The sequence below is a fragment of the Jeotgalicoccus saudimassiliensis genome (assembly GCF_000756715.1).
GTDB classification, from domain to species: domain Bacteria; phylum Bacillota; class Bacilli; order Staphylococcales; family Salinicoccaceae; genus Jeotgalicoccus; species Jeotgalicoccus saudimassiliensis.
Genome location: NZ_CCSE01000001.1, coordinates 1,685,302 through 1,710,205 on the forward strand (window position 1 = coordinate 1,685,302; position 24,904 = coordinate 1,710,205).

23 protein-coding genes, 1 other RNA gene and 1 pseudogene are annotated in these 24,904 nt (G+C 43.7%); 17 read left to right on the forward strand and 8 right to left on the reverse strand.

Translation table 11 applies throughout. From position 1 onward, the window contains the following. The first annotated feature begins 70 nt into the window (after positions 1–70). From RZ44_RS08340 to RZ44_RS08375, 8 genes are all read left to right on the forward strand, one after another. Positions 71–1,348: a homocysteine synthase gene (locus RZ44_RS08340; protein WP_035810325.1), complete on the forward strand. Its 1,278-nt coding sequence runs from the start codon at positions 71–73 to the stop codon at positions 1,346–1,348. 148 nt (positions 1,349–1,496) lie between these two features. After that, on the forward strand, positions 1,497–3,632 hold the full coding sequence (locus RZ44_RS08345) for a DEAD/DEAH box helicase (RefSeq protein WP_052108922.1): 2,136 nt from the start codon (positions 1,497–1,499) through the stop codon (positions 3,630–3,632). Between the two features lie 55 nt (positions 3,633–3,687). Beyond that, the gene (locus tag RZ44_RS08350) at positions 3,688–4,629 is read left to right on the forward strand and encodes an agmatinase family protein (protein ID WP_035810328.1); all 942 of its coding nucleotides are present in this window, start codon (positions 3,688–3,690) and stop codon (positions 4,627–4,629) included. A gap of 22 nt (positions 4,630–4,651) precedes the next feature. Continuing rightward, positions 4,652–5,872 (forward strand): Nramp family divalent metal transporter, encoded by a 1,221-nt coding sequence (locus tag RZ44_RS08355; protein WP_035810329.1) that lies wholly within the window; start codon positions 4,652–4,654, stop codon positions 5,870–5,872. Between the two features lie 104 nt (positions 5,873–5,976). Next, positions 5,977–6,744, forward strand: coding sequence for an aspartate dehydrogenase domain-containing protein (locus RZ44_RS08360; RefSeq protein ID WP_035810331.1), 768 nt, complete (start codon positions 5,977–5,979; stop codon positions 6,742–6,744). A gap of 105 nt (positions 6,745–6,849) precedes the next feature. Continuing rightward, complete coding sequence (locus tag RZ44_RS08365; protein WP_035810332.1) at positions 6,850–7,878, forward strand: Delta(5) desaturase DesA; 1,029 nt, start codon at positions 6,850–6,852, stop codon at positions 7,876–7,878. Between the two features lie 97 nt (positions 7,879–7,975). Further along, complete coding sequence (locus tag RZ44_RS08370) at positions 7,976–9,103, forward strand: sensor histidine kinase (RefSeq protein ID WP_331709022.1); 1,128 nt, start codon at positions 7,976–7,978, stop codon at positions 9,101–9,103. Between the two features lies 1 nt (position 9,104). Continuing rightward, on the forward strand, positions 9,105–9,704 hold the full coding sequence (locus RZ44_RS08375) for a response regulator transcription factor (protein WP_035810333.1): 600 nt from the start codon (positions 9,105–9,107) through the stop codon (positions 9,702–9,704). Between the two features lie 17 nt (positions 9,705–9,721). On the opposite strand, the pseudogene RZ44_RS08380 reads toward RZ44_RS08375, so the two are convergent. Continuing rightward, positions 9,722–10,262 (reverse strand): annotated as a pseudogene (locus tag RZ44_RS08380) (VOC family protein). A 149-nt stretch (positions 10,263–10,411) separates the two neighbouring features. Here RZ44_RS08380 and RZ44_RS08385 point away from each other — a divergent pair. Then, complete coding sequence (locus tag RZ44_RS08385) at positions 10,412–10,642, forward strand: DUF896 domain-containing protein (protein ID WP_035810334.1); 231 nt, start codon at positions 10,412–10,414, stop codon at positions 10,640–10,642. 32 nt (positions 10,643–10,674) lie between these two features. Here the strand turns inward: RZ44_RS08385 and RZ44_RS08390 are convergent, their stop codons facing one another. From RZ44_RS08390 to RZ44_RS08400, 3 genes are all read right to left on the reverse strand, one after another. Continuing rightward, entirely contained in the window at positions 10,675–11,880 is a 1,206-nt protein-coding gene (locus RZ44_RS08390; protein WP_035810336.1) for a CynX/NimT family MFS transporter, read from the reverse strand. A 15-nt stretch (positions 11,881–11,895) separates the two neighbouring features. Beyond that, positions 11,896–12,420 carry a GNAT family N-acetyltransferase gene (locus RZ44_RS08395; RefSeq protein ID WP_035810339.1) on the reverse strand — a complete coding sequence of 175 codons (525 nt, stop codon included), beginning with the start codon at positions 12,418–12,420 and terminating at the stop codon, positions 11,896–11,898. Positions 12,421–12,510: 90 nt separating this feature from the next. Beyond that, a complete protein-coding gene (locus RZ44_RS08400) occupies positions 12,511–13,032 on the reverse strand; it encodes a pyridoxamine 5'-phosphate oxidase family protein (protein WP_052108923.1) in 522 nt (173 codons plus the stop codon). A 124-nt stretch (positions 13,033–13,156) separates the two neighbouring features. Between RZ44_RS08400 and RZ44_RS08405 the strand changes: the two genes are divergently transcribed. The 3 genes from RZ44_RS08405 to RZ44_RS08415 all read left to right on the forward strand — a co-directional run bounded on the left by RZ44_RS08405 (position 13,157) and on the right by RZ44_RS08415 (position 16,769). Continuing rightward, positions 13,157–14,575 carry an FAD/NAD(P)-binding protein gene (locus RZ44_RS08405; protein ID WP_035810343.1) on the forward strand — a complete coding sequence of 473 codons (1,419 nt, stop codon included), beginning with the start codon at positions 13,157–13,159 and terminating at the stop codon, positions 14,573–14,575. Positions 14,576–14,675: 100 nt separating this feature from the next. Next, positions 14,676–15,872, forward strand: a complete 1,197-nt coding sequence (locus RZ44_RS08410; RefSeq protein WP_035810345.1) for an MFS transporter — start codon at positions 14,676–14,678, stop codon at positions 15,870–15,872. Positions 15,873–15,977: 105 nt separating this feature from the next. Further along, positions 15,978–16,769 carry a VLRF1 family aeRF1-type release factor gene (locus RZ44_RS08415; protein ID WP_035810348.1) on the forward strand — a complete coding sequence of 264 codons (792 nt, stop codon included), beginning with the start codon at positions 15,978–15,980 and terminating at the stop codon, positions 16,767–16,769. Positions 16,770–16,809: 40 nt separating this feature from the next. On the opposite strand, the gene RZ44_RS08420 is transcribed toward RZ44_RS08415, so the two are convergent. From RZ44_RS08420 to RZ44_RS11060, 4 genes are all read right to left on the reverse strand, one after another. Continuing rightward, positions 16,810–18,102, reverse strand: a complete 1,293-nt coding sequence (locus RZ44_RS08420) for a D-serine ammonia-lyase (protein ID WP_035810351.1) — start codon at positions 18,100–18,102, stop codon at positions 16,810–16,812. Positions 18,103–18,185: 83 nt separating this feature from the next. Further along, a complete protein-coding gene (locus RZ44_RS08425; RefSeq protein ID WP_035810354.1) occupies positions 18,186–18,602 on the reverse strand; it encodes a general stress protein in 417 nt (138 codons plus the stop codon). Positions 18,603–18,681: 79 nt separating this feature from the next. Further along, complete coding sequence (locus tag RZ44_RS08430) at positions 18,682–19,128, reverse strand: DUF1801 domain-containing protein (protein WP_035810357.1); 447 nt, start codon at positions 19,126–19,128, stop codon at positions 18,682–18,684. A 99-nt stretch (positions 19,129–19,227) separates the two neighbouring features. Next, positions 19,228–20,136, reverse strand: coding sequence for a DUF2382 domain-containing protein (locus tag RZ44_RS11060; RefSeq protein WP_052108926.1), 909 nt, complete (start codon positions 20,134–20,136; stop codon positions 19,228–19,230). Positions 20,137–20,376: 240 nt separating this feature from the next. On the opposite strand from RZ44_RS11060, the gene RZ44_RS08440 reads away from it, so the two are divergent. From RZ44_RS08440 to dnaX, 5 genes are all read left to right on the forward strand, one after another. Continuing rightward, complete coding sequence (locus RZ44_RS08440) at positions 20,377–20,823, forward strand: YehR family lipoprotein (RefSeq protein ID WP_035810360.1); 447 nt, start codon at positions 20,377–20,379, stop codon at positions 20,821–20,823. Positions 20,824–20,942: 119 nt separating this feature from the next. Beyond that, positions 20,943–21,743, forward strand: coding sequence for an ABC transporter ATP-binding protein (locus RZ44_RS08445; RefSeq protein ID WP_035810363.1), 801 nt, complete (start codon positions 20,943–20,945; stop codon positions 21,741–21,743). Next, the gene (locus RZ44_RS08450) at positions 21,736–22,803 is read left to right on the forward strand and encodes a carboxypeptidase-like regulatory domain-containing protein (RefSeq protein WP_035810368.1); all 1,068 of its coding nucleotides are present in this window, start codon (positions 21,736–21,738) and stop codon (positions 22,801–22,803) included. The genes RZ44_RS08445 and RZ44_RS08450 overlap by 8 nt, the downstream gene beginning before the upstream one ends. A 45-nt stretch (positions 22,804–22,848) precedes the next feature. Further along, an RNA gene (gene ffs / locus RZ44_RS11185) (signal recognition particle sRNA large type) lies at positions 22,849–23,115 on the forward strand. A gap of 119 nt (positions 23,116–23,234) precedes the next feature. Further along, positions 23,235–24,872 carry a DNA polymerase III subunit gamma/tau gene (gene dnaX / locus RZ44_RS08455; RefSeq protein ID WP_035810369.1) on the forward strand — a complete coding sequence of 546 codons (1,638 nt, stop codon included), beginning with the start codon at positions 23,235–23,237 and terminating at the stop codon, positions 24,870–24,872. Positions 24,873–24,904: the final 32 nt, after the last annotated feature.

Sequence of the window (24,904 nt, forward strand, 5' to 3'; positions counted from 1 at the left end):
TACTGAGATAGTATGATTTTAAATATATTTATAAATCAGAAAATTCAACCAATATGATGGAGGAATACTAATGACTAACGAAAACTGGAACCTGGAAACTTTAACGATACATGCAGGACAGACGATCGATGATACAAAATCACGTGCGGTGCCGATTGCGCAGACAACGAGCTATGTGTTTGACGATACTCAGCATGCGCAGGACTTATTCTCACTGGCAAAGCCGGGTAACATTTATACACGCATTATGAACCCGACACAGAACGTATTTGAGGAGCGTATTACAGCGCTTGAAGGCGGTGTCGGTGCACTTGCAACGTCTTCCGGACAGGCAGCGATACATTTATCACTTTTAAACATTGTTGAAACAGGCTATGAAATTGTTGCATCTGCGAACCTTTACGGCGGTACATACAACCTTTTAAATGTAACGTTTAAGAAGATGGGTATTAAAGTTCATTTCGTTGATCCATCAGACCCTGAAAACTTTAAAGCAGCTATTAATGATAAAACACGCGCAATCTTCGCTGAGACAATCGGTAACCCGCGCATCGACGTACTGGATATTGAAAAAGTGGCGGAAATTGCACACAGCAACGACGTACCTCTTATTGTCGACAGCACTTTTGCAACACCGTATCTGCTGCGTCCGTTTGAACATGGCGCGGACATCATCGTGCACTCTGCGACTAAATTTATCGGCGGACACGGAACTTCAATCGGCGGGGTAATCGTCGACAGCGGTAAATTTAACTGGGATAACGGCAAGTTCCCGGGACTGACAGAACCGGATGAAAGCTATCACGGTGTGTCTTATGCGAAGGATATCGGCCCTGCAGCGTATATTACGAAAGCGCGTGTTCAGTTATTACGGGATCTTGGCTCTGCAGTCGCACCGTTCAACGTACAGCAGTTCCTGTTAGGACTTGAAACACTGCATCTTCGCATGGAACGTCATTCAGAGAACGCACAAAAAGTAGCAGAGTATCTGGAACAGCACCCTAAAGTAAAATGGGTAAATTATCCGGGGCTTGAAAGTAACAAATATCATGAACTCGGCAAGAAATATCTGCCGAAAGGACAAGGTGCCATTCTGACATTCGGTATCGACGGTTCGGTTGAAGAGATTGCGAAATTTGTCGACGGACTTGGGCTGTTTTCACACGTTGCAAACGTCGGAGACTCCAAATCATTAGTGATTCACCCGGCATCGACGACACACCAGCAGTTATCAGAAGCAGAACAGGTCGCTTCAGGCGTGCTGCCGGAATTGGTAAGGCTGTCGATCGGAACAGAAAACATTGACGACATTATCGGTGATCTGGAACAGGGATTAAAAGACGTATAAAGAAGCAAACCAGCTGAAGCCGTGAGATGTTTTCTCACGGCTATTTTTATTAAATGCATAAACTGCCGAAACAGGGTATAGGGTTTAGGAATACAATATTACTGATATTCTGCAGTGGAATTTAAATAAAAAATTGGGTGAGAAAGCTATGATTGCCAATAAAAAAGATGTTACTGAAATCGAGCGTAGAATCGATACGATAGAATCGAAACTTAAAACTTATGACGAAGAGAAATTTGACAGGGAAATCACGAGATTATGGCAGTTTATTAAAGAACGGGAATCAAATGAGCAGTTCAAAAAGATGCACATTGATACCGTTTCGACTATTGAAAAGGGAATGCCGGTTAATAATCTGGTTAATGCCGGTTTAAAAACGATTTATGATGTGTCGAACTACACTGTCAGCCAGTTTCTGCAGGTTAGAGGTGTCGGGGAAAAATCTGCTCAGCCTTTAAAAGAAGCAGTTGAGAAAATTAAACAGTCTGTGCACTTAAGAGCTAAAGGGCGCATTAACCCCGATAATATGACGCGTCTGGACTATGATACGCTTCGTGCAATTAACTCCAAATGGCATATTTTAATCAAGAAAGAGTACCTGTTGAATGAGCTCAAAAGTTTCATCACAGATTACCGGAACAGATTTGAAATCGTTAAAGAGCAGAAGAACTTTATCATGCGGTTATTCCAGTCTCAGGAAAAGAAAGATGACATTGCCGGGGCAATTGAAAGTTTAAATAACGGTGAAATGCAGCACAGGCTGGAAAGAATAGAGCAAATTTATGCTGAGATTACCGGATTTAACATTGAAGAAAGCAGCTTAAAAGAAGATTTTGTCCAGAATAATATCAAATATTATTCTGAAATCGAGAAAGTCACCGGATACAGCAACAGAAAAGTTACGGAAGACATGCCGTCGGAACTTGTAGAGGCAGTTAATAAAGTTGAGATTGATACGTCAGGACTCAATCTCACATTGAGACATTATCAGGAATTTGGTACGAAATATATTTTGTACAATAAACGCGTGCTGCTCGGTGATGAAATGGGTCTCGGTAAAACTGTCCAGGCGCTCGCTGCTGTTAATCATTTGAATAATACGGGGAAATCTTTTGCAATTGCAGTTTGTCCGTTAAGTGTTATGGCGAACTGGAAAAGGGAAACAGAAAAATTCACTGAGCTTAAGGCATTTATTTATCATGGCAGAAACAGAGACGAAGTATTTGAACAGTGGAGCCGCGAAGGCGGAATACTCATTACTACTTTCAGCCATACGAGAAATATTGATAAAGATAAATTGAAAAATCTGGACATTCTTATCGTAGACGAGGCTCATTATGTAAAGAATCCCGATGCAAAGCGGTCAGAGAGTGTATATGAGATGTCCCGTAGAGCTGAATTTGCCGTGTACATGAGTGGAACACCGCTGGAAAACCGTCTCGAAGAGATGAAACAGCTGATCAGTGTGCTGCAGCAGGATATTGCAGATAAGCTGTCGAATGAACTGCATCTTCTCAAACCGCAAAAATTTATGAGAGAAATTGCACCTGTGTATTTGAGACGCAACCGGGCCGACGTGCTTGGTGAACTGCCTGAACTGGAAATTATTGAACAATGGTCTGATTTTGGAGAAGAAGAAGAGAAAATCTATAACGCTGCTGTCGCCGGCGGTAAGATTATGACAATGAGGAGAGCAGCATGGCAGGGCGGCAGTCCGGAGAAATCTCCGAAACTCGATGCGCTGAAGGAAATATGCGAATCAGCTAAAGAAAATGGACATAAAGTGCTTGTGTTTTCATTTTTCAGAGATGTTATCGATACCGTCCAGCAGCATATTACAGGTCCGTCGTTCCCGGCCATTACAGGTGATGTGCCAAATGACGAAAGACAGAAAATCATCGATGATTTCACCAGAGCAGAAAACGGTGCGGTGATGACCGCTCAAATTATTGCCGGCGGGGTGGGACTGAACATTCAGGCGGCTAACATTGTAGTACTGTGCGAACCGCAATGGAAACCCTCAACAGAAGAGCAGGCCATCAGCCGGGCATACAGAATGGGACAGTCCCGCAATGTCGTCGTTTACCGTCTGCTGACAGAAGACAGTATCGATGTGAGCATACTTGAACTGCTGGAGGAGAAATCACAACTGTTTAATATGTATGCCAAAGACTCGGAAGTTGCCAATATTGTTCAGGACCAAAATGAAGAATCAGAGCAGTCGCTGGCGAAAAAAGTGCTTAAGATGGAACAGGAGAGACTTGCTGATAAGACCGCAGGGTAGTTGAGTAACAGGCGAAATCGTTTATAAAAATAAATTATAAAGGGGAATTATATTTATGAAAGATAATATTTACGGCAACATTCCATGCTTTTTAGGTGCAGAGAACCTCGTTAAAAAAGGTGAGTATGATACTGATGTGATTTTTTACGGTGCACCTTTTGAAGGCGAAAGTACATGGGGAGATTATACAGGTGTAGAACTTGGACCGAAGCAGATCCGCTCATCATCTGCACGCTACAGCGGCTATCTGCCGGAACTTGATCATGTTGATGTGACGGAACATCTGACTTTCGGTGACGCAGGTGATGTGCCGTTTGTTGCACATGACAATGAACAGTCATATCAGAACATCGAAGATTTTTCAGCTGAGTTATGGAAAACAGGCAAGTTTCTGGTCGGCTTCGGTGGCGAGCACGGTGTGACGTACCCAATTTTGAAGTCTCTTGCTGACAGCGGTAAAACAGTCGGCATTATACATCTCGATGCACATTACGACAATATGCCGGATTACGAGGGCGAACAGTACGCACGCAACACACCGTTTATGCGCTTGTACGAAACAGAAGGGGTCCGCAACGAATCGATTATTCATACAGGTATTCACGGACCGCGTAACAAACCGGACACAGGACGCTATGCCAAAGAAAATGGTGCAGTCACGATTACGATTAATGACATACGCGAAGCGAAAGATTTACGTGCCTATGCGAAAGAAATATACGATATGGCGGCAAAAGATGTCGATGTAGTTTACTTATCCATCTGCAGTGACGTGCTGGATTTTGCATATAATCCCGGCGGCCCTGTAGACGGCAACGGCTTAACTTCATATGAACTGCTCACAATGATTCACGAATTCGGCAAACACGGCCTTATCGGTATGGACTACGTAGAAGTGTATCCGATGATGGATGCCAATCAGCATTCAGCTCACTTTGTCAGTTACGCTGTGCTTTATGTACTCGCGGGGCACTTAAAACATTTAGGTAAAATCTGATTAAACAGGGGATGGGATCTCGATGAACAGATTTAAAGATATACTGAAAGCACTTGGACCCGGTATGGTCATTACAGCTTCATTCATCGGTCCGGGAACAGTAACGACGATGACACGTGCCGGAGCAGGTTTCGGCTACAGTATTTTATGGGCGGTCATATTTTCTGTCATTGCAACAATCGTGCTGCAGGAAATGATTATAAGACTGGCCCTGGTCACACGACGCGGCCTCGGTGAAGCAATTTACGATTTATTCAGCAATACGCTCGGGAAGTTTTTCGTGGTCTGGATTTCAATGCTTGCAGTAGCAATCGGGTGTGCAGCCTACATGAGCGGTGACCTTCTCGGAACATCGCTCGGTCTTGGTTATCTGCTCGATATACCGACAAATATACTGGCGCCTGTTGTCGGTGTCATTATTTTAACAATCGGCTTACTCGGAAGTTATAAAGTTGTGGAAAAAATTATGCTCGGTTTAATGGTGATTATGGGTGCAACATTTATTACGACGATGTTCCTTGTCAAACCTGACTGGGGAGAAGTATTCAGCGGGGCATTGATACCGTCGATTCCGGATGGTTCGATTATTATGGTTATCGCGCTGATTGGTACAACGGTAGTACCGTATAACTTCTTCCTTCATGCAACAGCTGTGCACGAACGTTTTGGAAGTTTGAAATATTTAACGCTGGCACGCTGGGACACAATCATTTCAATTACTATCGGGGGAATTATTTCAGCAGCAATTCTGATTTCTGCCGGAACGCTTATATACGGTCAGGAAGTTGATAATGTGGTTGCACTTTCCGGGCCGCTCGTACCGGTACTTGGTGAAGTATGGGCACCGGTCTTTATCAGTGTCGGGTTATTCGCAGCAGGATTTTCATCTGCACTGGCATCGCCGATGGGTGCAGCTGCAACGGTCAGCTCTTTCTTTAAATGGGAAGGCGGCATGAAAAATAAGAAATTTAAAATGGTTTTCGGACTCGTGATATTAATCGGTGTTGTAACATCGGCAATCGGTTTTGAACCGCTTGAAGTCATCCTTCTTGCACAGGCATTGAACGGACTTATTCTTCCGCTGATTGCGATACTGATTTACATTATTGTTAACAAAAAAGGACTTATGGGCAAACATAAAAACGGTCCGATTTTAAACATCGCGGGATTTCTTGTTGTGGCGGTCGTGTCATTCTTAGGTATTTACAGTATGATTGATGCAGTCACAGCATTCTTTGGATAAAAACATGAGGGCCCCGGAAACGGGGTCATTATTATTGAAATACTTCATCCGCCGGCAGAGCCGGGATGAATAATAATACATAAAAACAGAGGAGAGATTGATTTATGAATATTGGATTAGTTGGTTCAGGTGCAATCGGTCAGTATTTATTAAAGAACATTAACAAGGGCAGCAATGAAGACTTGAATGTAACGAGTGTATACGTGCGTAATTACGACAAGTATAAACATCTTGAAGAACAGTATAATGTAGAACTCTTCACTGACCTGGAAAAATTCCTCGCAGCCGACACGGATGTTATTGTCGAAGCGGCGAACGTTGAAACATGCAAGGAGATAATTCCTGAAATTATTAAAGTAAAAGATACGGTAATGATCAGTATCGGTGCACTTGCAGACGAAGAGCTGCTTAAAACAGTGACAGCTGAAGGTGCGAAAACACTTCACCTGCCATCTGGCGGTATCGGCGGACTTGACCTTGTGCAGAATGCGAGAGCGCTCGGCAACCTGGACACAGTGACTTTAACGACGCGTAAGCCTGCGGGTTCACTGATCGATGAGCCTGTGGAAGAAGAGACAGTTGTGTTTGAAGGGAAAGCGAAAGATGCCATCGATAAATTCCCGAAAAATATGAACATCTCGATTATATTGTCACTGGCAGGCGTTGGAATTGATAAGACGAATGTTGTGCTGATTGCAGATCCAAACGCAACATTAAATAAACATACAATTAATATTGCGGGTAATTTCGGTGATGCAGAGTTTACAATGACGAGCAATCCGCTGCCGGAAAACCCGAAAACAAGTTCGCTCGCAGCATTGAGCCTGTACGCAACGCTTGAAAGACTCGCAGATAACGTTAAAATCGGCTGATAATATGACAAATGTCATGTGAATGTACTGACAGTTTAGTCTATATCCCACCCCTCCTGTCATTCATAATTAAAGATGAAAAGATACGGGGAAAGAGGTAAGCATATGACTAAAGAAAAACAGGCGGCACTGAGAAAAAGTGTAATGCCGTATGCGAAATCACAAACTAAGACGAGTGTTATACAGCTGCTGAATACGATATTGCCATTCTTTATACTGTGGTTTTTAGCGTATCAGTCACTGAGTGTTTCATTCTGGCTGAGCCTGCCGTTTTCGATACTGGCAGCAGGTTTCATGATTCGTTCATTCATCATTTTCCATGATTGTACACATGGATCATTCTTTAAGAGTAAAAAATTAAATAATTTCTTCGGTAATGTAACCGGCGTAATTACACATTTCGCATATGAGAAATGGAAAAAAGAACACGCAATTCATCATGCAACGAGTGGTAACCTTGATAAACGTGGAGTCGGCGACATCTGGGTAATGACTGTGCAGGAATATGAAGACGCAGATAAATGGGAAAGACTTAAATACCGTCTATACCGTAACCCGATTGTTATGTTCGGTTTTGGTCCACTGTACTTATTCCTTATTGCAAACCGTGTGAACCGTAAAGCAGCGAAACGTGCAGAGCGTATTAACACACACGTTCTGACATTAATTATCGTCGGTATTTACCTGCTGATCGGCTTTACTTTAGGCTGGCATGTACTGCTTATGGTTCAGCTGCCGATTATATACATTGCAGGTATGGCGGGCATATGGTTATTCTACGTGCAGCACCAGTTCGAAGATTCATACTTTGAAAATGAATCGGAATGGGATTTTGTAAAAGCTGCGGTAGACGGCAGTTCCTACTACAAACTTCCGGCATGGCTTGAGTGGATGACGGGCAGTATCGGATATCACCATGTGCATCATCTGGCGCCGCGTGTACCGAACTACCATCTTGAAGAAGCGCACGAAAACACACCGCCGCTGCACAAAGCGACGACAATTACACTGAAAACAAGTCTGGAATCATTAAAATTCCGCCTCTATGATGAGGAAAACAATACATTCATCACATTTAAAAACATGAAGGAACGTCTTCAGACAAAAGTATCGGGCAACCAGACTGTACAATAAGAACGAACAGCATCCTCCTATGTAAAATTAGGAGGATGTTTTATCTTCATGAAAGAGTATTTGATATAATAGGCTGAACACAACAGGGAAGGGGCGAATGAAAGTGAAAGACTGGTATCATATTTTCCCGTCAAACACGGGGTTGAGTCTTTATATATGGATTATTTTTTGTGTGCTGCCATTTTACTTCATTTTCCGTGCGACATCGCCCGTTGAAATTGCTACAGGCATTGTTACGACGTTGATTTTTTTCGCGGTGTACTGGCTGACATTTAAATCCAAAGGGGCACCTGTCTACATCGGCATGAGTATAGAAATTGTGATTAATATTATTATGACGATATTGTTCAGCTATGTGTATTTTGCATTATTTATTGCGATGTTTATCGGGAATATTAAAAGCAGGGCAGGCTTCATTACGATGTATGTGCTGCTGCTCGTTACAACGGTATTGTCGATAGTTTCTGCCTCGTTTTTTAATTACATGATTTTCCTAAACCATCTGCCGTTTTTAATTATGACGATTCTCGGGGTTATTTTGATTCCGCTGAACAAGCGCAGCAGGCTGAAACAGGAAGCATTGGAATCACAGCTCGAAGATGCGAATCAGCGCATTGCGGAGCTGGCGATTAAAGAAGAGCGTCACCGTATTGCGAGAGATCTGCATGATACGCTTGGGCAGCGTTTATCAATGATCGGGCTAAAGAGTGATTTATCGAAGAAACTGATTGACGCCCGGCCGGAAGATGCGAAAAGAGAACTTCAGGATATACAGGATACTGCACGGCATGCCCTGAAGGAAGTCCGTGAAATGATCAGTGATATGAGACGCGTGAATTTCTGCGACGAGCTGGAACACTCGAGACGGATTCTCGACACGGCTGCAGTGAAGCATACAGAAACGATAGAAGCGGACTTTAAGAACATTCCGATACTGATAGAAAATGTGCTCAGCATGTGTTTGAAAGAATCGGTCACAAATATTGTTAAACACAGCAGTGCAACGGAGTGTATGATTATATTGAATGAGTCGGACAAAGATATATTCCTGAAAATTTCCGATAACGGCACGGGGACACCGGGCTTTAATTACGGTAACGGCCTGCAGGGAATGAAGGAACGTCTTCAGTTTGTTAACGGTGAATCAGAGGTCCACAGTTCGGATAGCGGCTTTGAAGTAAACATTACGGTACCGAAAGTACTGAGGCAGATAGAGGAGGAATAAAATGATCAGAGTTGTATTGGCAGAAGACCAGAATCTGCTGTTGAGTGCTCTCAGCTCGCTGTTGAATCTGGAAGAAGATATTACGGTAGTGGGGACGGCGGATAATGGTAAAGATGCGTTGAAACTGGTTGAAGAACAGCAGCCTGATATTTGTCTGATGGATATTGAAATGCCGCTGATGACAGGTTTGGATGCCGCAGAGAAACTGAACGGCACCGGCTGCAAAGTGATTATACTGACGACTTATGCCCGTCCGGGTTATTTTGAACGTGCTAAAAAAGCCGAGGTGAAAGGTTATCTGCTGAAAGATACGCCGAGTGAAACACTGGCGGAATCCATCAGACAGATTATGAACGGCAAGCGGATTTACTCGCCGGAATTGATTGATATCGCCTTTGAAACCGGTAATCCTCTGACATCGAGAGAAATTGAAATCGTCCAGCTGCTTGCGGATGGGAAGACAACAAAATCCATCGCTGAAGAGCTGCATTTATCGAATGGGACGATAAGGAACTATGTGTCAATCGTGCTGGAAAAACTCAGTGTAAATAACAGAATAGAAGCCATTAAAAAAGCACTGGATAAAGGATGGCTGAAATAAAAAAGCAGTCCTTCTGATTAACTTTCAGAAGGCTGCAATTCATCCGGAATATATGCTTCGGCTTCACTGTACTCCGGGTAGTAATATCCTTCCGGTAATGTCTGAAGTTCAATCAAGCTGCCCCAGGGTGTCTTAAAGTACACTGTACCGTTGCCTTCGGTATCTTCAAAACGGGTGTTTGCATGAATGTTGGACAGCGGTTTCCCGCCTGCCTCTTTCATTTGTTCATATGATTTTTTAATATCATCTGTATAAAAAAGACAGATGTGTGTACCCGTAATCTTCAAGGCTTAACGGTTTTCTTGAATGGACATTGTAAAACTGGAACATTTCAATGTTCGGCCCGTTGCCGATAGTGAGCATTCTTTTTTTGACGATATATGAATCCTCCGGAATGCCCAGTAACTTTTCAACCATCGGTCCGCCTCTCGGGCGATCTTCAAGTGTTTGTGAATCATAAGCTATTTTGGCACCCAGCCCTTTTTTGAAAAAATCTGTCGCCGATTCTATATCGGGCACAGTCATACCGATATGATTAATTCCCCGTATCAAATCCATGCTTATCACTCCTTCAGAGAAAAGCTTTGTCCTTTTGTATTCCCTCAACCATAGGTATTCTAAACGTCACAGGCATATATATTGCCAATTACAAATAATGGTAATATAATGCATTTACATTTTAATCAGTAAAGAAAGAAGGGTCGGATATGATCGCAGGATTAGACAGAATCAATGAATTGGCAAAAATACAAAAGACTACAGGTCTGACAGAAGCTCAAAAATTGGAGCAGAAAGAATTAAGAGAAGACTATCTCCGTCAAATCAGAGGGCAGGTGCTGGATTCTTTTCAGGGATTGACGGTTGTTGATCCGCTTGGTAACGATGTAACGCCTGAAAAGCTTAAAGAAGAACAGGCAAGAAATAGAGAAAATCAGTAAAAAAGCAGCGGTTATCCGCTGCCTTTTTTATGTCATGAATGATTGGAAACCTGTTTGTTTTTACCTGACGCCATACCGGAAACGAGCATTACTGCCGAGAATACTGCGAGCATCGTGAGCGGCAGCGCCCAGCTGCCTGTTAAATCCTGCAGGCCGCCGACCATCACGGGTCCGACTGCTGCAAGCAGGTAGCCGAATGACTGTGCCATACCCGACAGTTCAGCTGCTTCATAGCCGTCATTTGTTCTCAGTGTAAAGAACATCATGGACAGTGAGAAGGCACTGCCGTTACCGGCACCAAGCATAATTATCCAGAGAATCGACAGGTCTGAAAATCCTGCGAAGAGACCGAGGACACCGCCGAGTATCATACCGCTGCTCGCGATTGCAATCGGCACCTGGTTTTTCATCTTGTCCGCAATTACCGGAATAATGAATGTAAATGGAATGCTTGCAAACTGGAATATAAAGACACCCCAGCCGGCAAGCTTAATGTCGTAGCCGTTTGCCGTTAAGATTGTCGGCAGCCATGTAATCAGCGTATAGAAAATTAGCGACTGGGCACCCATAAAGAGTGTGATTTTCCATGCGAGCGGTGAACGCAGCATGCCGCCGATGTTTTGATTGTTAAGCTTCTTTTTGCCGGCATGCTTTTTCGTCAGCTGCGGCAGCCAGATCAGGAGCGTAATAAACGCGAGACCTGACCATATAATCAGTGAGCCGCGCCATCCAACATTTCCTGATGTTGCGATGGGAATGCTGAGACCTGACCCGAGCGCACCGAAAACATTCATAATAATCGCATACATTCCTGTCATCAGCCCAATTTTATACGGGAAGTTCATCTTAATAATTCCCGGTATTAACACATTGCCGACTGCGATTGCGAGACCGATCATCAATGTACCGGTAAACAGCAGGGTGATGCCGCCTGCCGAACGAATGAGAATGCCGGTAATCAGTAACAGCAGTGAAATTGCGATCGTGAGCTCCATGCCGATTTTGTTTGCGATTTTCGGTGCAAATGGTGACAACAGTGCAAACGCGATTAACGGCAGTGTAGTAATCGTGCCTGCAAGTGCGTTGCTGATGCCGAAATCATCTCTTATAAACGACACGAGTGCCCCTGCGGAAGTTAACGGGATTCTCAGGTTTGCACCAACTAAAATTACACCTGTAATCAGCAGCCATCTTAAGTGCTTACTGTTCAGCAGAGATTGATCTATCCGATTATCCAATAATTGTCTCCTCCATTAATTTGACGGTAAAATTTTTTCGGCTATAAGATCTGTCTGTTCGTCATCTCCCATAAAGAAAGAATGAGACCCTGTTTTCTTAAAGCCCTGTTTTTTATAAAAGCCGATGGCATTATCGTTCTCCTCCCACACACCGAGCCAGACCTTTGTCTTTTTCAGTGAGTGTGCAATGCTGTATGCGTGATTCAGCAATGCTTTGCCAAAGCCCTGTTTATGATATTCAGAGAGCACATAAATTCTTTGAACTTCAAGCGCATCGGAACCCATCGGTTCAGACTGAGCATCATTGATATTTACTTTTAAATATCCGGCAGGCACATCGCCGCTGTATATAAAATAAAACTTTGATTCCGGGTGCCTCAGCTCTTCTGTAATCCTGTCGATTGTAAAAGCGGAATCGGTATAAGCCTTCATGTTTTCAGCTGTGTTCTGGGCCCGGAATGCTTCATAAAACGTATCATAACTTAATTTTAACAGCGTCTCTCTGTCATTTACAGTGCACTGTACTATATGTGGGGTCATGTACTCACCTCTGTATTATTTATTTCCCTACTATACATGAAAACAGGTATTTAATCACAGCCGGCATATTGAAAAGAAAAAGTGCGACGGCTACAGCCAGTCGCACTTCCACATACCATCATTAAATTTATAAAGGAGCCGGGCATAGCCGCCCTCATTTAACGCCTGGTAAAACTCGATTTCAGACGGTACGGTCTTATACGCATTTAAGTCGCGGACCGATGCATCCAGATTATCGGCAACATGTGAAAAATCAGCTGTCTGAATGGCGGTACCTTTAATGCGTATTTGACGGCCTTGTTCACGCCAGTAAATATTTAATGCAGTACTGCTGTTGTGAGCGAGCTGTCTTACTTTGCTTCGGGCTTTGCCGGTTTCAAAGTAAAAACCAGTCTCATCGACCGCCTTCAGCAGAACGACGCGTGAATCGGCAGTACCATTTTCATCAATCGTACCGAGCACCATGCTGTTTGGTTCTTTCGTGTCGTTCTCCACAGCATGAGCATACCATTCGGTGAAACGGTCGAACGGATTGGCATGCACCGTTTCGTCAGGCAGCGGGAACGGTCCGGTCATAATCTTTGAATCTTTAAGCATCTCGTTAATGTTCATATGTACACCCCGGTATCATTGTTAGGTAAATCGTATCATAATTTTGATGTTTTAAGCATTGGCACTCCGTCCATTTTATTAATATACTTAAATTAATACTTTCTTTGAGGACAGTGATGATGCAATGAAATCTAAAAGAATAGCAATTGCAGGTGCGGGAGTGGCCGGAATTTCCATTGTTAAATTTTTTGTAAACGATAAACGGTTCAGTGAACGGTTGAAAATTGATATTTATGATGCACCGGCAACGATGGGGCGGGGGTATGCGTACCAGCATGACGATGACCATCTCATTATTAACTTGCCGGCGGAGGAAATGTCGCTGACTGCGGATCCTGATGATTACGTAAGCTGGCTGGAAAGAAACGGATATCAGGCTGAAAGCTATACGAGCCGGCGCGTGTTTGGCGAATACATGCACAGTACGCTGACTGCACTGAAGGAAGGGCACAGCAATATTAATATTATTAAAAATTATGCAGACAACATTACATTTAACGAAGACAGTGAAACCTACACGCTGCATTCAGGTAATGAAAGACGGGATTACGATGCCGTGTATCTAATGACAGGTGAGCTGTCATACAGTGATCCGTATGAATTGAAAGGTGAACCGGATTATTTCTATAATCCGTATCCGATAGAAGAGAATTTAAATAATCTCAAAGGAAGAATCGGAATTATCGGCAGCGGGCTGTCTGCAATCGACAGCTTCAGATATTTACTCCGAAACGGGCATGATCAGGTATATGTTCTGTCGAGAAGCGGGGAAATGCCTGCTGTCAGAGGTACGTATTTTGATATTCAGCCTGAATGCCTGACACTTGGCGCTGCCATGCAGCACGAAAAGGACGGCTTGATTCCACTTGAACAGATTGTGGAGCTTTTTATAGAGGAAATGACAGCGCAGGGACTCGATATGTCACTGTTTGAACGTAAAACCGACCGCCCGGAAATTGATTTAAAGTATGATCTTGAGCATATGGATACGGTCGGTAAACTCCAGTATTTAATTGTGAACCTTGAAGATACATTTAAAACGCTGTTTAAATATTTGTCACGAAGCGATAAGCGTAAGTTTTTACAGGATTATCATCCCTATATTAACGGGAATCATTCACCGATGCCGCCGCACGGTGCAGAACAGATTCTCGAATGGATTGATGAAGACAGACTGATCTTTATGCACGGGATGGATTCCGTATCGGCAGATAATGGCTTTACGGTAACGTTTGAAGACGGTGGATCCGAAAATTTCGATATTTTAATTAATGCTACAGGGCCTGTGAAAAATATAGAAAAAGATAATACTGAACTGATTCAGAATATGTATGATGCGCTAATACTTGAAGCGGATGAGTTCGGCGGGGCGCTGCTGAGCAAAGATCACGAGATAATCAGTCCGAGATTCGGTACATTGGGTAATTTCTATACAATCGGTGCACTGTCTGCGGGCTCGGATTATTTAATCAGAGGTGTCGGCATGCTGTCGAAAGAAACAGAAGAACTGGTCAGTCATTTCTACAATACAAATGGTGAATAAGTAAACAGATTACAAATTTTATCGGCGCAGCTATAGACAATGTCTGTTATTTAATGGAAAATAGAGAGATTCAATCATTTATTAAGGAAGTGCAGTTATATTGTCGGAAGTATATAAAGACAGATTGTGGACGAAGGATTTTATCAACACATCAATAGTGAACTTTGCACTGATGATGTCACAGTACCTGCTGCTCGTAACAATGGCGATGTACGCCACGCAGGAATACGGCGCATCTGTAGCAATGGCCGGACTGGTATCCAGTGCATTTATTATCGGTTCGCTGATCGGAAGGTTATTCGGCGGAAAACACATTACAGCGATGGGCGGCAAAAAGATGCTCCTGATCGGTTCGGGATTTATCGTTCTGCTGACTGCTTCATACATGATTCCGATGGGCATCTATCCGCTGATAGTTCTCCGTATATTACACGGAATGGCGATGGGCTATGCGATGACGGCAACCGGAACGATTATTGCCCAGATTATACCGCCGAGCAGAAATGGTGAAGGTATCGGCTACTTCAGTATGTCAGTAGTTCTGGCAACGGCAGTCGGGCCGCTGATTGGTGTCGCGTTAATTGCAGCATACGGATTTATCAGTATTTTTATCTTTTCATTCTCGATGGCTGTAATCAGTCTCGTGATAGGGCTGACAGTCAATGCACCGCCGATGAGACCGATTAAATCATCTGAGACCGGTAAATTTGATATCTTTAACTTCTTTGAAAAACGTGCAATTCCAATTTCGGCCGTAATGTTCGTTATGGCATTCGCTTATTCGGGGATTTTATCTTACGTGACTGCATACGCAGAAAGCATCAGCCTCATTCAGGCCGGCAGTCTCTACTTTACGGTATACGGTGTGACGGTGCTGCTGTCACGCCCGATTACAGGACCGCTCCTTGACCGTAAAGGGGCAAACGTTGTCATGTATCCGGCGATTATTATGTTTGCGATCGGACTTGCTGTAATCAGTCAGGCTTCAATAACGATTATGTTCCTGGTTGCGGCAGTACTGATTGGTTTCGGTTACGGCAACGTCCAGTCGATTACACAGGCGCTGTCCATTAAAGTTACACCGCCGGAACGTCTCGGACTCGCGAATACGACGTACTTTATAGCGCTGGATCTCGGCCTCGGTTTTGGACCGTTTCTGCTTGGTCCGATTGCAACGTCACTGGGTTACAGCGGAATGTATCTGACACTCGGATTTATCGTACTGGCGGGTATTATCGTATATTATTTACTGCACGGTCGGTTCGACAAACATATTACTCAAAAACACAGAGCATAGAAACATCACCTGTCATTTACATGGCAGGTGATATTTTTGTTTTACCGGGGATTATAAGGGTACTGTACTGGAATGATGTAATTCTGAAAGGGGAGTAAGATAAGAATGTCATTAGCAAAGATTATTGAGGAAATCAAAGGGAAACGCGACAGTACCGGTGTGCTGACGATTTACTTAAACACTGATGCCAGTGCAGGGAATCTGTCAAACGGTGAATGGAAAATTCATTTAAAAAACGGTTTAAAAGAACTGAAGGAAGAAGTAAAAGATAAAGATGATCAATCAGAGCTGAAAGCTTTGAAGAAACTGCAGGATAAGGTGGAAAAAGAAATTGCCGTGCATCAGCGTGAAATGCGTAAAGGATTTATATTAGTTGCATCTGCTGATGGTGAACTCTGGAAAGCGAGAGTCCTGCAGGTTCCGGTATCGACTTCATTCCATTGGGGAGAAACTGCACAAACCCAGCAGATTGAAGAACTCGAACAGCGATTCCCTGAAACAGCACTGGTAGTAGTACAGCAGTCTGACGTGACATTTATCGAAACATCACTTGGAATTATCAGAGAGACGAAAAAATACAGCTGGGACGTCGACAGTGAAAACTGGATTGATTATGGTGAAGCGGCTCAGCCGGCGGCGCGGGGCGGCGGTAAAGATGAGTTCCAGGACCGCTTTTTAGAAAACCAGCACCGCTGGTACAAGAGTCTGGCAGCGCAGCTGGAAAAAGAAGTTAAAGAACGCGGTCTTGAAGGTGTGTATCTCATCGGGACGAAGGAGTCGGTCGGTGAAATTGAATCCAATATGAGTCCGGATAAGATTCGGGGTGTCATTACGAAAAACCTGGGTTCAAAACCGGACCATGAAATTTTAAATGAAGTCTTTGAGACGTTAATATAGTAAAGTTAAAAAGCAGCGGCTCTGCCGCTGCTTTTCCTGTCTAAATTAAGCTTTTCCCTTGTTTATAATATTCCTGATAAACTGCATCAGGCACCATATTGCCGCCGGTACTCCAGGCAATATGGACACCTCCCTTTTTGACGGCAGCAGGCCCGGATACACCTGCCAGTGCTGAAGGTTCGAGTTTAATATTTTCTTTATCATCCATTTCGGCAAGCATTTTAAATAAGTTTTCATCACTGACTGTATATGACCCGCTGATCAGGTTTTCCAGCAGTTTGCCGACGAACCCGGATGCTCTGCCGACAGCAAGGCCGTCTGCAGCTGTCACATTATCCATGCCGAAATCCTGAACGGATATTTTATCGTGATAACCGGTCATCAGTCCGAGTGTCATACACGGTGCATGCGTCGGTTCAGCAAAGTAGCAGTTTACAGCATTGCCGAAAACAACTTTAAGCCCGAAAGCAATGCCGCCGGGACCGCCGCCGACACCGCATGGCAGATATACATTCAGCGGCTGTTCGGTGCTGATGTTGATATTCTCTGCCTGCAGCTGGGCTTTCAGGCGTATTGCCGCTACGGCATAGCCTAAAAACAGCGTGATTGAATTTTCATCATCGATAAAGTAGCTTTTCGGGTCGCCGACAGTCTCTCCGCGTCCTTCAGCGACAGCTTTTGAATAGTCATCACTGTGCTCGATGACAGTCACACCTTTTGAGCGGAGCATATCTTTCTTCCATTTCCTCGCATCGTCAGACATATGAATAATGACATTAAAGCCGAGTTCTGCACCCATAATCCCGATGCTCAGTCCGAGGTTTCCGGTCGAACCGCAGACGAGAGTATACTGTGAAAAATGCTGTTTAAATTCGTCATCTGCAAACTTTTTATAATCTCCATCTTCGGTAATCAGTCCGGCCTCCAATGCAAGCTTTTCAGCGAACGCCAGCACTTCGTAAATACCGCCCCGTGCTTTAACAGAACCCGAGATTGGGAGCTTGTTATCTTCTTTTAAATAAAAAGAGCCGTTAATTTCCGTGCTGCTCTGCTGTTTTAAGCTGTCCTGAATATGTGTGAGTTCAGTCAGAGGAGACTCAATAATACCTGCCTGCTCTTCTGTTTCCGGAAATACATGTGCGATATACGGTGCAAAGCGTTTCAGACGGGCTTCCGCATCCAGAATATCCTGTTCACCGAGCGATAAGTCCGGGAGAATCTGTGCAGCCGGCAGCAGTTGATCATTCAGCCACAGCACTTCCTTATATTCCATCATATTTTTAAGTTTTGGAAATTCATTTTGCCATTGTTCGATTGATTTATTAAGTATCACAGCACCATCTCCTTGAATATTATTATACTTAAATTTTAAAAAACATAAAAATAAGCAGGTCTATGTTGACCTGCCGGTGAATATTATAATCTTTTACCGTCATCACTGACTTTGTTCATGTCGACGACTTCAGTATCTGCATCGTAAGGCACATTTTTAAGACTTGCCCTGTCGACACCTCCTAAATCCGGATTGTCGATATACAGAATAAACTGGTGATGCTCCAGAGCGTAATGATAAGCTTCTTCCTGTTCATGTGTCAGTCCGAGATTGCCAATACGGCGGTCTTCCGGCTCACCCGCAGAGAAATAAGTAATCATTTTGTCTCCGGCGCTTCCGTCGATTGTTTTCGTTTCAATATCTTCATTTAATTCGACACTTTCGAAAGAAGAATTCGAAAAAATAGTCAGGTGTTCATTCGTTACATTGTGTTCTCTTCGCAATAAGTGAATACGATTCAGTAAATCAGTTTCATTAAGAAATGTTTCCAATCTGGCCAATAATATCCCCTCCCAGAGAGTTTCATATACATATAAAATATTTACCCTGTCTGTTTGGAATGAAACAAAATCAGCTTTTTTATGATTTTGGACCGGTCGGCCGGCTTTCATACAGTTCAATCCATTCATCGACTGTCATTTTTTCGGCAAGTTCACCGAGCAGCTCATACGGAATCTTTTTCGGATTGGTGAATCTGATACAGCTTTTACCCATGTTCAGTTTTGTTTTCATATGTTTCGGATACTCTTCTGTAAACCAGTCGAGAAGTTCCGGTTTACGGTACATACCCATATGATATACAGCGAGGTGCCGCTTTTGGGCGGCGACTCCGATAAACGGCAGCGGCTCGTTATCGACGTGATAGCCGGCCGGATAACGGTCGAGTGGAACTTGAAAGCCGGGCATACCGTGTGAGATGCTGATTTCAAAACCCGGGGGCAGGTGTGACTCTATCGTATTCCATGTGTCTAAAAACGCATCTTTCCATCTATCTTCCACACTTGCAGCGTAGTCATCGAAATTCATAATATCCCGCCTTTATGTCATTTGTTTCTATTATAATCAATATCCTCTATGTATAAGTGAAATACCCGGGAATATCCCGGGTAATTTTAAATTGCTGTATTATTTTCTGAACTTGTCTTCATCTACATCCAGCTCTTCGCGGCGGACCTCTTCAGATACATGTTCCACATCTTCGTGTGTTTCTTTTCTAATTGTAACCTCTTCGTTTACAACGTTTTCCTTGTCGACGTTAACGCGTTCTTCGTTAACGGGAACTCTGACTTCATCGACATCGTTATTATCATCGAATCCGCCTTCAGCCGGTACATCGTCAACAGGGTTGCGTTCAATTACAACTTCTTCGCGTTCTACAGGAATATCGAATTCCTGAGTATCGGTTTCAACATGTTTGTCTACTGTTACTTCACCGGTCTGAACGTTTTCCTTGTCGACATTTACCCGTTCTTCACGCAGCTGAATTTTTTCTTCTTCAGTCAGTCCGTCTTCACGTTCAACTGCACGGGCATCAAGTTCAGGATCTCTGTTGTATTCATCTGTTCTTAAATTATCGTGACCGGCGACATTTTCATCAGTGTAATTATTGTTCACTGCTGCACTGCCTGCAAGTCCTGCACCTGCAGTATCAGCATTGTTGTCATAATCATAGTTGCTGCGTTTCTCTCCATATTCCATCGTATTGTCTGCAGCGGTGTTGTCCGGTGCTTCTACATAAACCAGCACTTCACCTGCATTTAGTGAATCACGGTATTGAACCTGTTCCGACTCACCTAAGCCAAGATCATTTAAAACTTTCTCTTCAGAATTATCCGGTGAGAAGAATGAAACAAATTTATCCCATGCAGAACCTTCTGCATCTCTGAAGTTTACCTCGCTGCCTGCAAATGTTTCATTTTTTATCGGCTGCTTCGATAATACTGTAATGTCACGATCGGCAACACCTTCTGCTCTTAATTGTTCTACGCGTGTTAAGGCATCATTCTCTGTAACGAAATTTTCAATTCTACTCATTAATATTCCCCTCCAAAGAGACTGTTTTATTCTCTCAAATTTTTAACAAACTTAATTAGTTGTTACAGTACAGTATCTACCCGGCTAATTTGCCCTAAAACATAATGAAATATTTTTTCTTTCTCAAACTACTGTTACTTGTTACTTTTTTATAAGAAAAATAAAACTGTGAATAAGGGAGTTTAATTCGCGTATTATAAGGTATGTATAATAGTAAAGAACATAAAAGGGGAAGGTACGATGAAAAAAGCATGGGCGTTATTTCTTATCGCAGCTGTGATGATTGTGTTAACAGCATGCGGCAGTGAAGAAACCAGAACATTTGAATTAAACGAGCAGGGGATAGAAAGTAAGCTGGTTTATACTTACAGCGGTGATGAGGTTATCAGTCAGTCGACTGAGAATGTCATTAACTACGAAGCGCTCGGTATCGACAAAGCTCAGGCTGAAGAACTTTTTGGGGATCTTGCAGAACAGTATGAAGGACTGTCCGGAGTAGAGCACAGTTTTGACTTTGGTGATGAAGAAGCAACGGAGAGCATTTCAATCGTGTATGATGAAATCGATGCTGAAGAACTTCAGGGCGTGGACGGCATAGCATTTGAAGGAGATCCTAAAGACGGTATCAGCATGGAACGCTCTGCAGAAATGCTGCTGGATCAGGGATACACAGAAGTTGAAGAGTAATATTTTCCCGGGACAATTTATCAGTTCTTATGAATCGATAATTATCCCGGGATTTTTAATGCTGTAACCTGCAGTTTACGGTTATAATAGTAAAGAAAATATTGTTGGGAGTGACGGCTGTGGAAAAAGTTCTTTCATTAAGTAATATTATCTGGCGCCGGAACGGTGACACGATACTGGACAATATTTCATTTGAAGTAAACCCGGGTGAACAGTGGGCAGTGCTCGGTTTGAACGGTGCGGGTAAAACATCGCTGCTCGATATTATTATGGGCTATAACTACCCGACTGCAGGCAGTGCATCTGTAATCGGTACAGAATTCGGCAGAGCGAGTCTTCCCGAGATGCGTAAACGCATCGGATACGTAAGCTCCAGTCTCGACAAATTTCACGAAACACTAAACAGGGAAACAGGCCTGAATATTATATTGAGCGGCAAGTTTTCATCGTTTGGTATATACCGGGATATCGATGAAGAAACGAAAAAGCATGCAGAACAGCTGCTGAACGATCTTAATCTAAATCATCTGGCAGACAGGACGTATAATACATTTTCCCAGGGAGAGCGCCGGAGAATATTGATCGGACGCGCACTGATGGGGCAGCCGGAATTGTTAATACTGGATGAGCCGTGCAGCGGACTCGATATCAGGGCGCGTGAAGATGTGTTAAAAATCGTGAACAGAATCCCGGAGGAAGAGCGTCACCTGCTTTACGTCACGCATCACATCGAAGAGCTGACCGGAGCAATCACCCACGTTCTGTTAATTAAAGACGGAAGAATCGTAGCCGCAGGACCAAAGGGAGAAGTGCTGACCGGCAGCCTGCTGAGCGACACTTACAAAACACCTGTAAAAGTTTACTTTGAAAATGAAAGACCATGGCTGGTTATTGATGATGTGGAGGGTAATAATGAATAGGAAATACATAGCGGTATTTATTGCAGTATTATTGATGATCGCACCTGCCCGTGCATTTGCAGTTGAGCAGGATAATACTTTTGATGACGGTACTTATTATGAAGAGCCGGCCGAGGAACAGGTGCCGTACGACAATCAGTACGAAGAACCCGGTTATAACAATAATTATCAGAACGATGGTTACCAGGACGGCAGCTATCAGAACAATGTCAATCAGAATGACGGTTACCAGGATGACGGCTATTATAATAATGGGACAGAAAATGACGACTGGAATAATGGAGCTGAAAACGGCACATGGAACAATGGTACAGAAGAGGGTGCCTGGAATAACGGTGTGACCGGCACTCAGGATAATACGTATAATGACGGCTATAATAATAACCAGTATCAGGAGCCCGGTGTTAATGACGGTACTTATACGGAGCCGTACACGGAACCATACACTGAAACTTATGAAGAACCGTATACCGAACCTGAAGTGTACACCGAACCATACGAAGAACCTGCGGCTGAACCAGAACCTGCTGAAGAGCCTGCAGAGGAAGAAGAATTTTCTATTAATACCGTTAAAGGAGAAGGATATACAGTCAGCGGTACGGTAACTGACGGTGAAAATCCGGCAGCGGATGTCACACTTGTACTCGCGGCGGACGAAGAATCGATAGAAGCGGTATCCGATGAGAATGGTGAATTCACTTTTACGGATGTGGCAAACGGCACATATACATTAAGTGCTGCTGACAGTGAACAATACGAAGCGGCGGCGGAGCCTGTGGAGGTCACAGTCGAAAACCGTAACAAACTCGGTTATGAAATTGGAGTTACACCTGTTGAAGCCGAGCCTGAGCCTGCAGAAGAACCGGCGGAGGAAGAAACTGAAGAGCCTGTGAAAGTAAAAGAGGAAGAGCCGCCTGTCGAAGAAGCTGAAACAGATGAGAAATCATCAGAGGCGTCAGGGAGCATGTCTCCGTTTGAAATGCTGCTGATCGGCGGCGGAACGTTACTGCTTATTGCGGCGGTTGGTATTGCTCTGTTCAGAAAAATATCAGCAAGATAAAACAATTCTTGCATCGTGAGAAGTAGTTTGATAATATAAAGCTTACCGTGCTAAGCGGGGAGGTAGCGGTGCCCTGTACTTGCAATCCGCTCCAGCAAGGCTGAATTCCACTTTTGAGGATTTGAAGTGTGAGGACTGCCTCGGGAGTTCCGGTGTTGAGACTGCGGTCCTATGCAATAGAACGTCATGAATCATGTCAGGTCCGGAAGGAAGCAGCATTAAGTGGCCCATTCTATGTGCCGTAGGGTTGCCGTGGTTGAGCTGGTCTCCCGAGTAACGCTTGTTCATCATATTCGATTAAGTGGTGCACGGTTTTTAATTTTTGACTTCATATGGATGAGGTCTTTTTTTATGCCTGAAAACAGGAATATGAATAAGCCTGTATGTTATAATTATAGCTAGAATTTATGAAGAGTTGAGGTGCCATACTAATGGAGTATCAGGCGTTATACAGAGCTTTTCGGCCTCAAAAGTTTAGCGATGTAGTTGGCCAGCATCACGTCACAAAAACTTTGCAGAATGCGATTATGCGCAATAAGGAATCCCATGCTTATTTATTCAGCGGCCCGAGGGGCACAGGGAAGACGAGTATTGCAAAAGTCTTTGCCAAAGCATTGAACTGTCAGTTTGAGACAGACGGGGAACCTTGTAATGAATGTGAACTGTGTGTATCAATTACAGATGGCAGTGCCAATGATGTAATTGAGATTGATGCTGCAAGTAATAACGGTGTGGATGAAATCCGCAATATCAGGGACAAAGTAAAGTATGCTCCGGCAGAAGCGGAGTTTAAAGTATATATAATAGATGAAGTGCACATGTTAACGACAGGAGCGTTTAACGCCCTGTTAAAAACACTGGAAGAGCCGCCGGCTCATGCAATCTTTATCCTGGCTACAACAGAGCCTCATAAAATACCGGCAACGATTATTTCCCGAACGCAGCGATTTGACTTTAAATCGCTGGATATTGAGGAAATTACAGAACGTCTTGAGTTTGTCGCACAGCAGGAAAACACGGCATACGACAGAGCGGCACTGTCATACATTGCACGAATCGCAGAAGGCGGGATGCGTGATGCCCTGTCTATCATGGATCAGGTCATCGCTTTCAGCAGTGATGAAATTACGATGCAGGATGCAGTGATGATCACAGGCGGTATCGAACGTGATGAATTAAATGAGTGGATGAAGTTTATCGAGCAGAAAGACTCTGAAGCGGCATTTAAAAAATTCCATCAGATGACAGACGAAGGAAAAGATCCGACGCGTCTGATTCACGAGCTGGTGTACTTCATAAGAGACGTTATTCTGATGAAACATTCAGGAACGATTTCCGAAGAAACTGCATTCGCACATGTCGAAGATGAACTTCTGTATCAAATGATCGATGTGCTGAACGATGCGATGGTCAGCATGAGATTCTCTGTGAGCGTAAGCGTTCATCTGGAAATCGTTATCGTTAAAATGATTCGTGTACTCGACGCCCCTCTGCCGGCAGCAATTGGCAGCGGAGCATCAACAGAAGAAATTGCAGAGCTGAAAGCACAGCTTAAAAATCTTGAGAAGCAGATTGCAGCAGGTGCCGCAGCACAGCCGAAACCAAAACGTCCGGCGCCGTCGCGGGGCAGACAGAGCTTTTCAATTGAAAGTATCAGCCGCGTGCTGGACAAGGCGAACAAAGAAGACCTTGTTAAATTGAAAGACGGCTGGCCCGGAGTTTATCAGTATATAGAAGAAAAAGGTCTTCAGTCTCTTCGTGCACTGATTAAAGACTCGGAACCGGTCGCGGCAAGTGATACACATGTGCTGATCAAGTTTGATAACGATGTGCATTCCGAACTTATAAATCAAAACGCAGAGAAAAAAGAAGAGCTCGAAAATCTGATTCCTACTATTATAGGTAAAAAAGTGCAGGTTGTCGGCGTACCGGATTCAAGCTGGCAGCAGGTTCGTCAGGAATACATCGAAAGTAACCGGGATAATCTCCAACAGAAAAAGGAGAAAGAAGAGAAGTCTTCGGATATTGCGCGTAAGATGTTCGGGAACATCGTCGAAGTTAATGACTGATAGTTTGTAAATGAAGTATAATCATATATAAT

Bases quoted from the DNA above. Each gene is read 5' to 3' on its own strand.
- RZ44_RS08350 (WP_035810328.1), top strand. From the start codon at position 3,688: ATGAAAGATAATATTTACGGCAACATTCCATGCTTTTTAGGTGCAGAG.
- RZ44_RS08405 (WP_035810343.1), top strand. From the start codon at position 13,157: ATGAAATCTAAAAGAATAGCAATTGCAGGTGCGGGAGTGGCCGGAATT.
- RZ44_RS08370 (WP_331709022.1), top strand. From the start codon at position 7,976: ATGAAAGTGAAAGACTGGTATCATATTTTCCCGTCAAACACGGGGTTG.
- RZ44_RS08340 (WP_035810325.1), top strand. From the start codon at position 71: ATGACTAACGAAAACTGGAACCTGGAAACTTTAACGATACATGCAGGA.
- RZ44_RS08430 (WP_035810357.1), bottom strand. From the start codon at position 19,128: ATGAATTTCGATGACTACGCTGCAAGTGTGGAAGATAGATGGAAAGAT.
- RZ44_RS08395 (WP_035810339.1), bottom strand. From the start codon at position 12,420: ATGACCCCACATATAGTACAGTGCACTGTAAATGACAGAGAGACGCTG.
- RZ44_RS08440 (WP_035810360.1), top strand. From the start codon at position 20,377: ATGAAAAAAGCATGGGCGTTATTTCTTATCGCAGCTGTGATGATTGTG.
- RZ44_RS08400 (WP_052108923.1), bottom strand. From the start codon at position 13,032: ATGAACATTAACGAGATGCTTAAAGATTCAAAGATTATGACCGGACCG.
- RZ44_RS08415 (WP_035810348.1), top strand. From the start codon at position 15,978: ATGTCATTAGCAAAGATTATTGAGGAAATCAAAGGGAAACGCGACAGT.
- RZ44_RS08355 (WP_035810329.1), top strand. From the start codon at position 4,652: ATGAACAGATTTAAAGATATACTGAAAGCACTTGGACCCGGTATGGTC.
- RZ44_RS08345 (WP_052108922.1), top strand. From the start codon at position 1,497: ATGATTGCCAATAAAAAAGATGTTACTGAAATCGAGCGTAGAATCGAT.
- RZ44_RS08450 (WP_035810368.1), top strand. From the start codon at position 21,736: ATGAATAGGAAATACATAGCGGTATTTATTGCAGTATTATTGATGATC.
- RZ44_RS08360 (WP_035810331.1), top strand. From the start codon at position 5,977: ATGAATATTGGATTAGTTGGTTCAGGTGCAATCGGTCAGTATTTATTA.
- dnaX (WP_035810369.1), top strand. From the start codon at position 23,235: ATGGAGTATCAGGCGTTATACAGAGCTTTTCGGCCTCAAAAGTTTAGC.
- RZ44_RS08365 (WP_035810332.1), top strand. From the start codon at position 6,850: ATGACTAAAGAAAAACAGGCGGCACTGAGAAAAAGTGTAATGCCGTAT.
- RZ44_RS08375 (WP_035810333.1), top strand. From the start codon at position 9,105: ATGATCAGAGTTGTATTGGCAGAAGACCAGAATCTGCTGTTGAGTGCT.
- RZ44_RS08385 (WP_035810334.1), top strand. From the start codon at position 10,412: ATGATCGCAGGATTAGACAGAATCAATGAATTGGCAAAAATACAAAAG.
- RZ44_RS11060 (WP_052108926.1), bottom strand. From the start codon at position 20,136: ATGAGTAGAATTGAAAATTTCGTTACAGAGAATGATGCCTTAACACGC.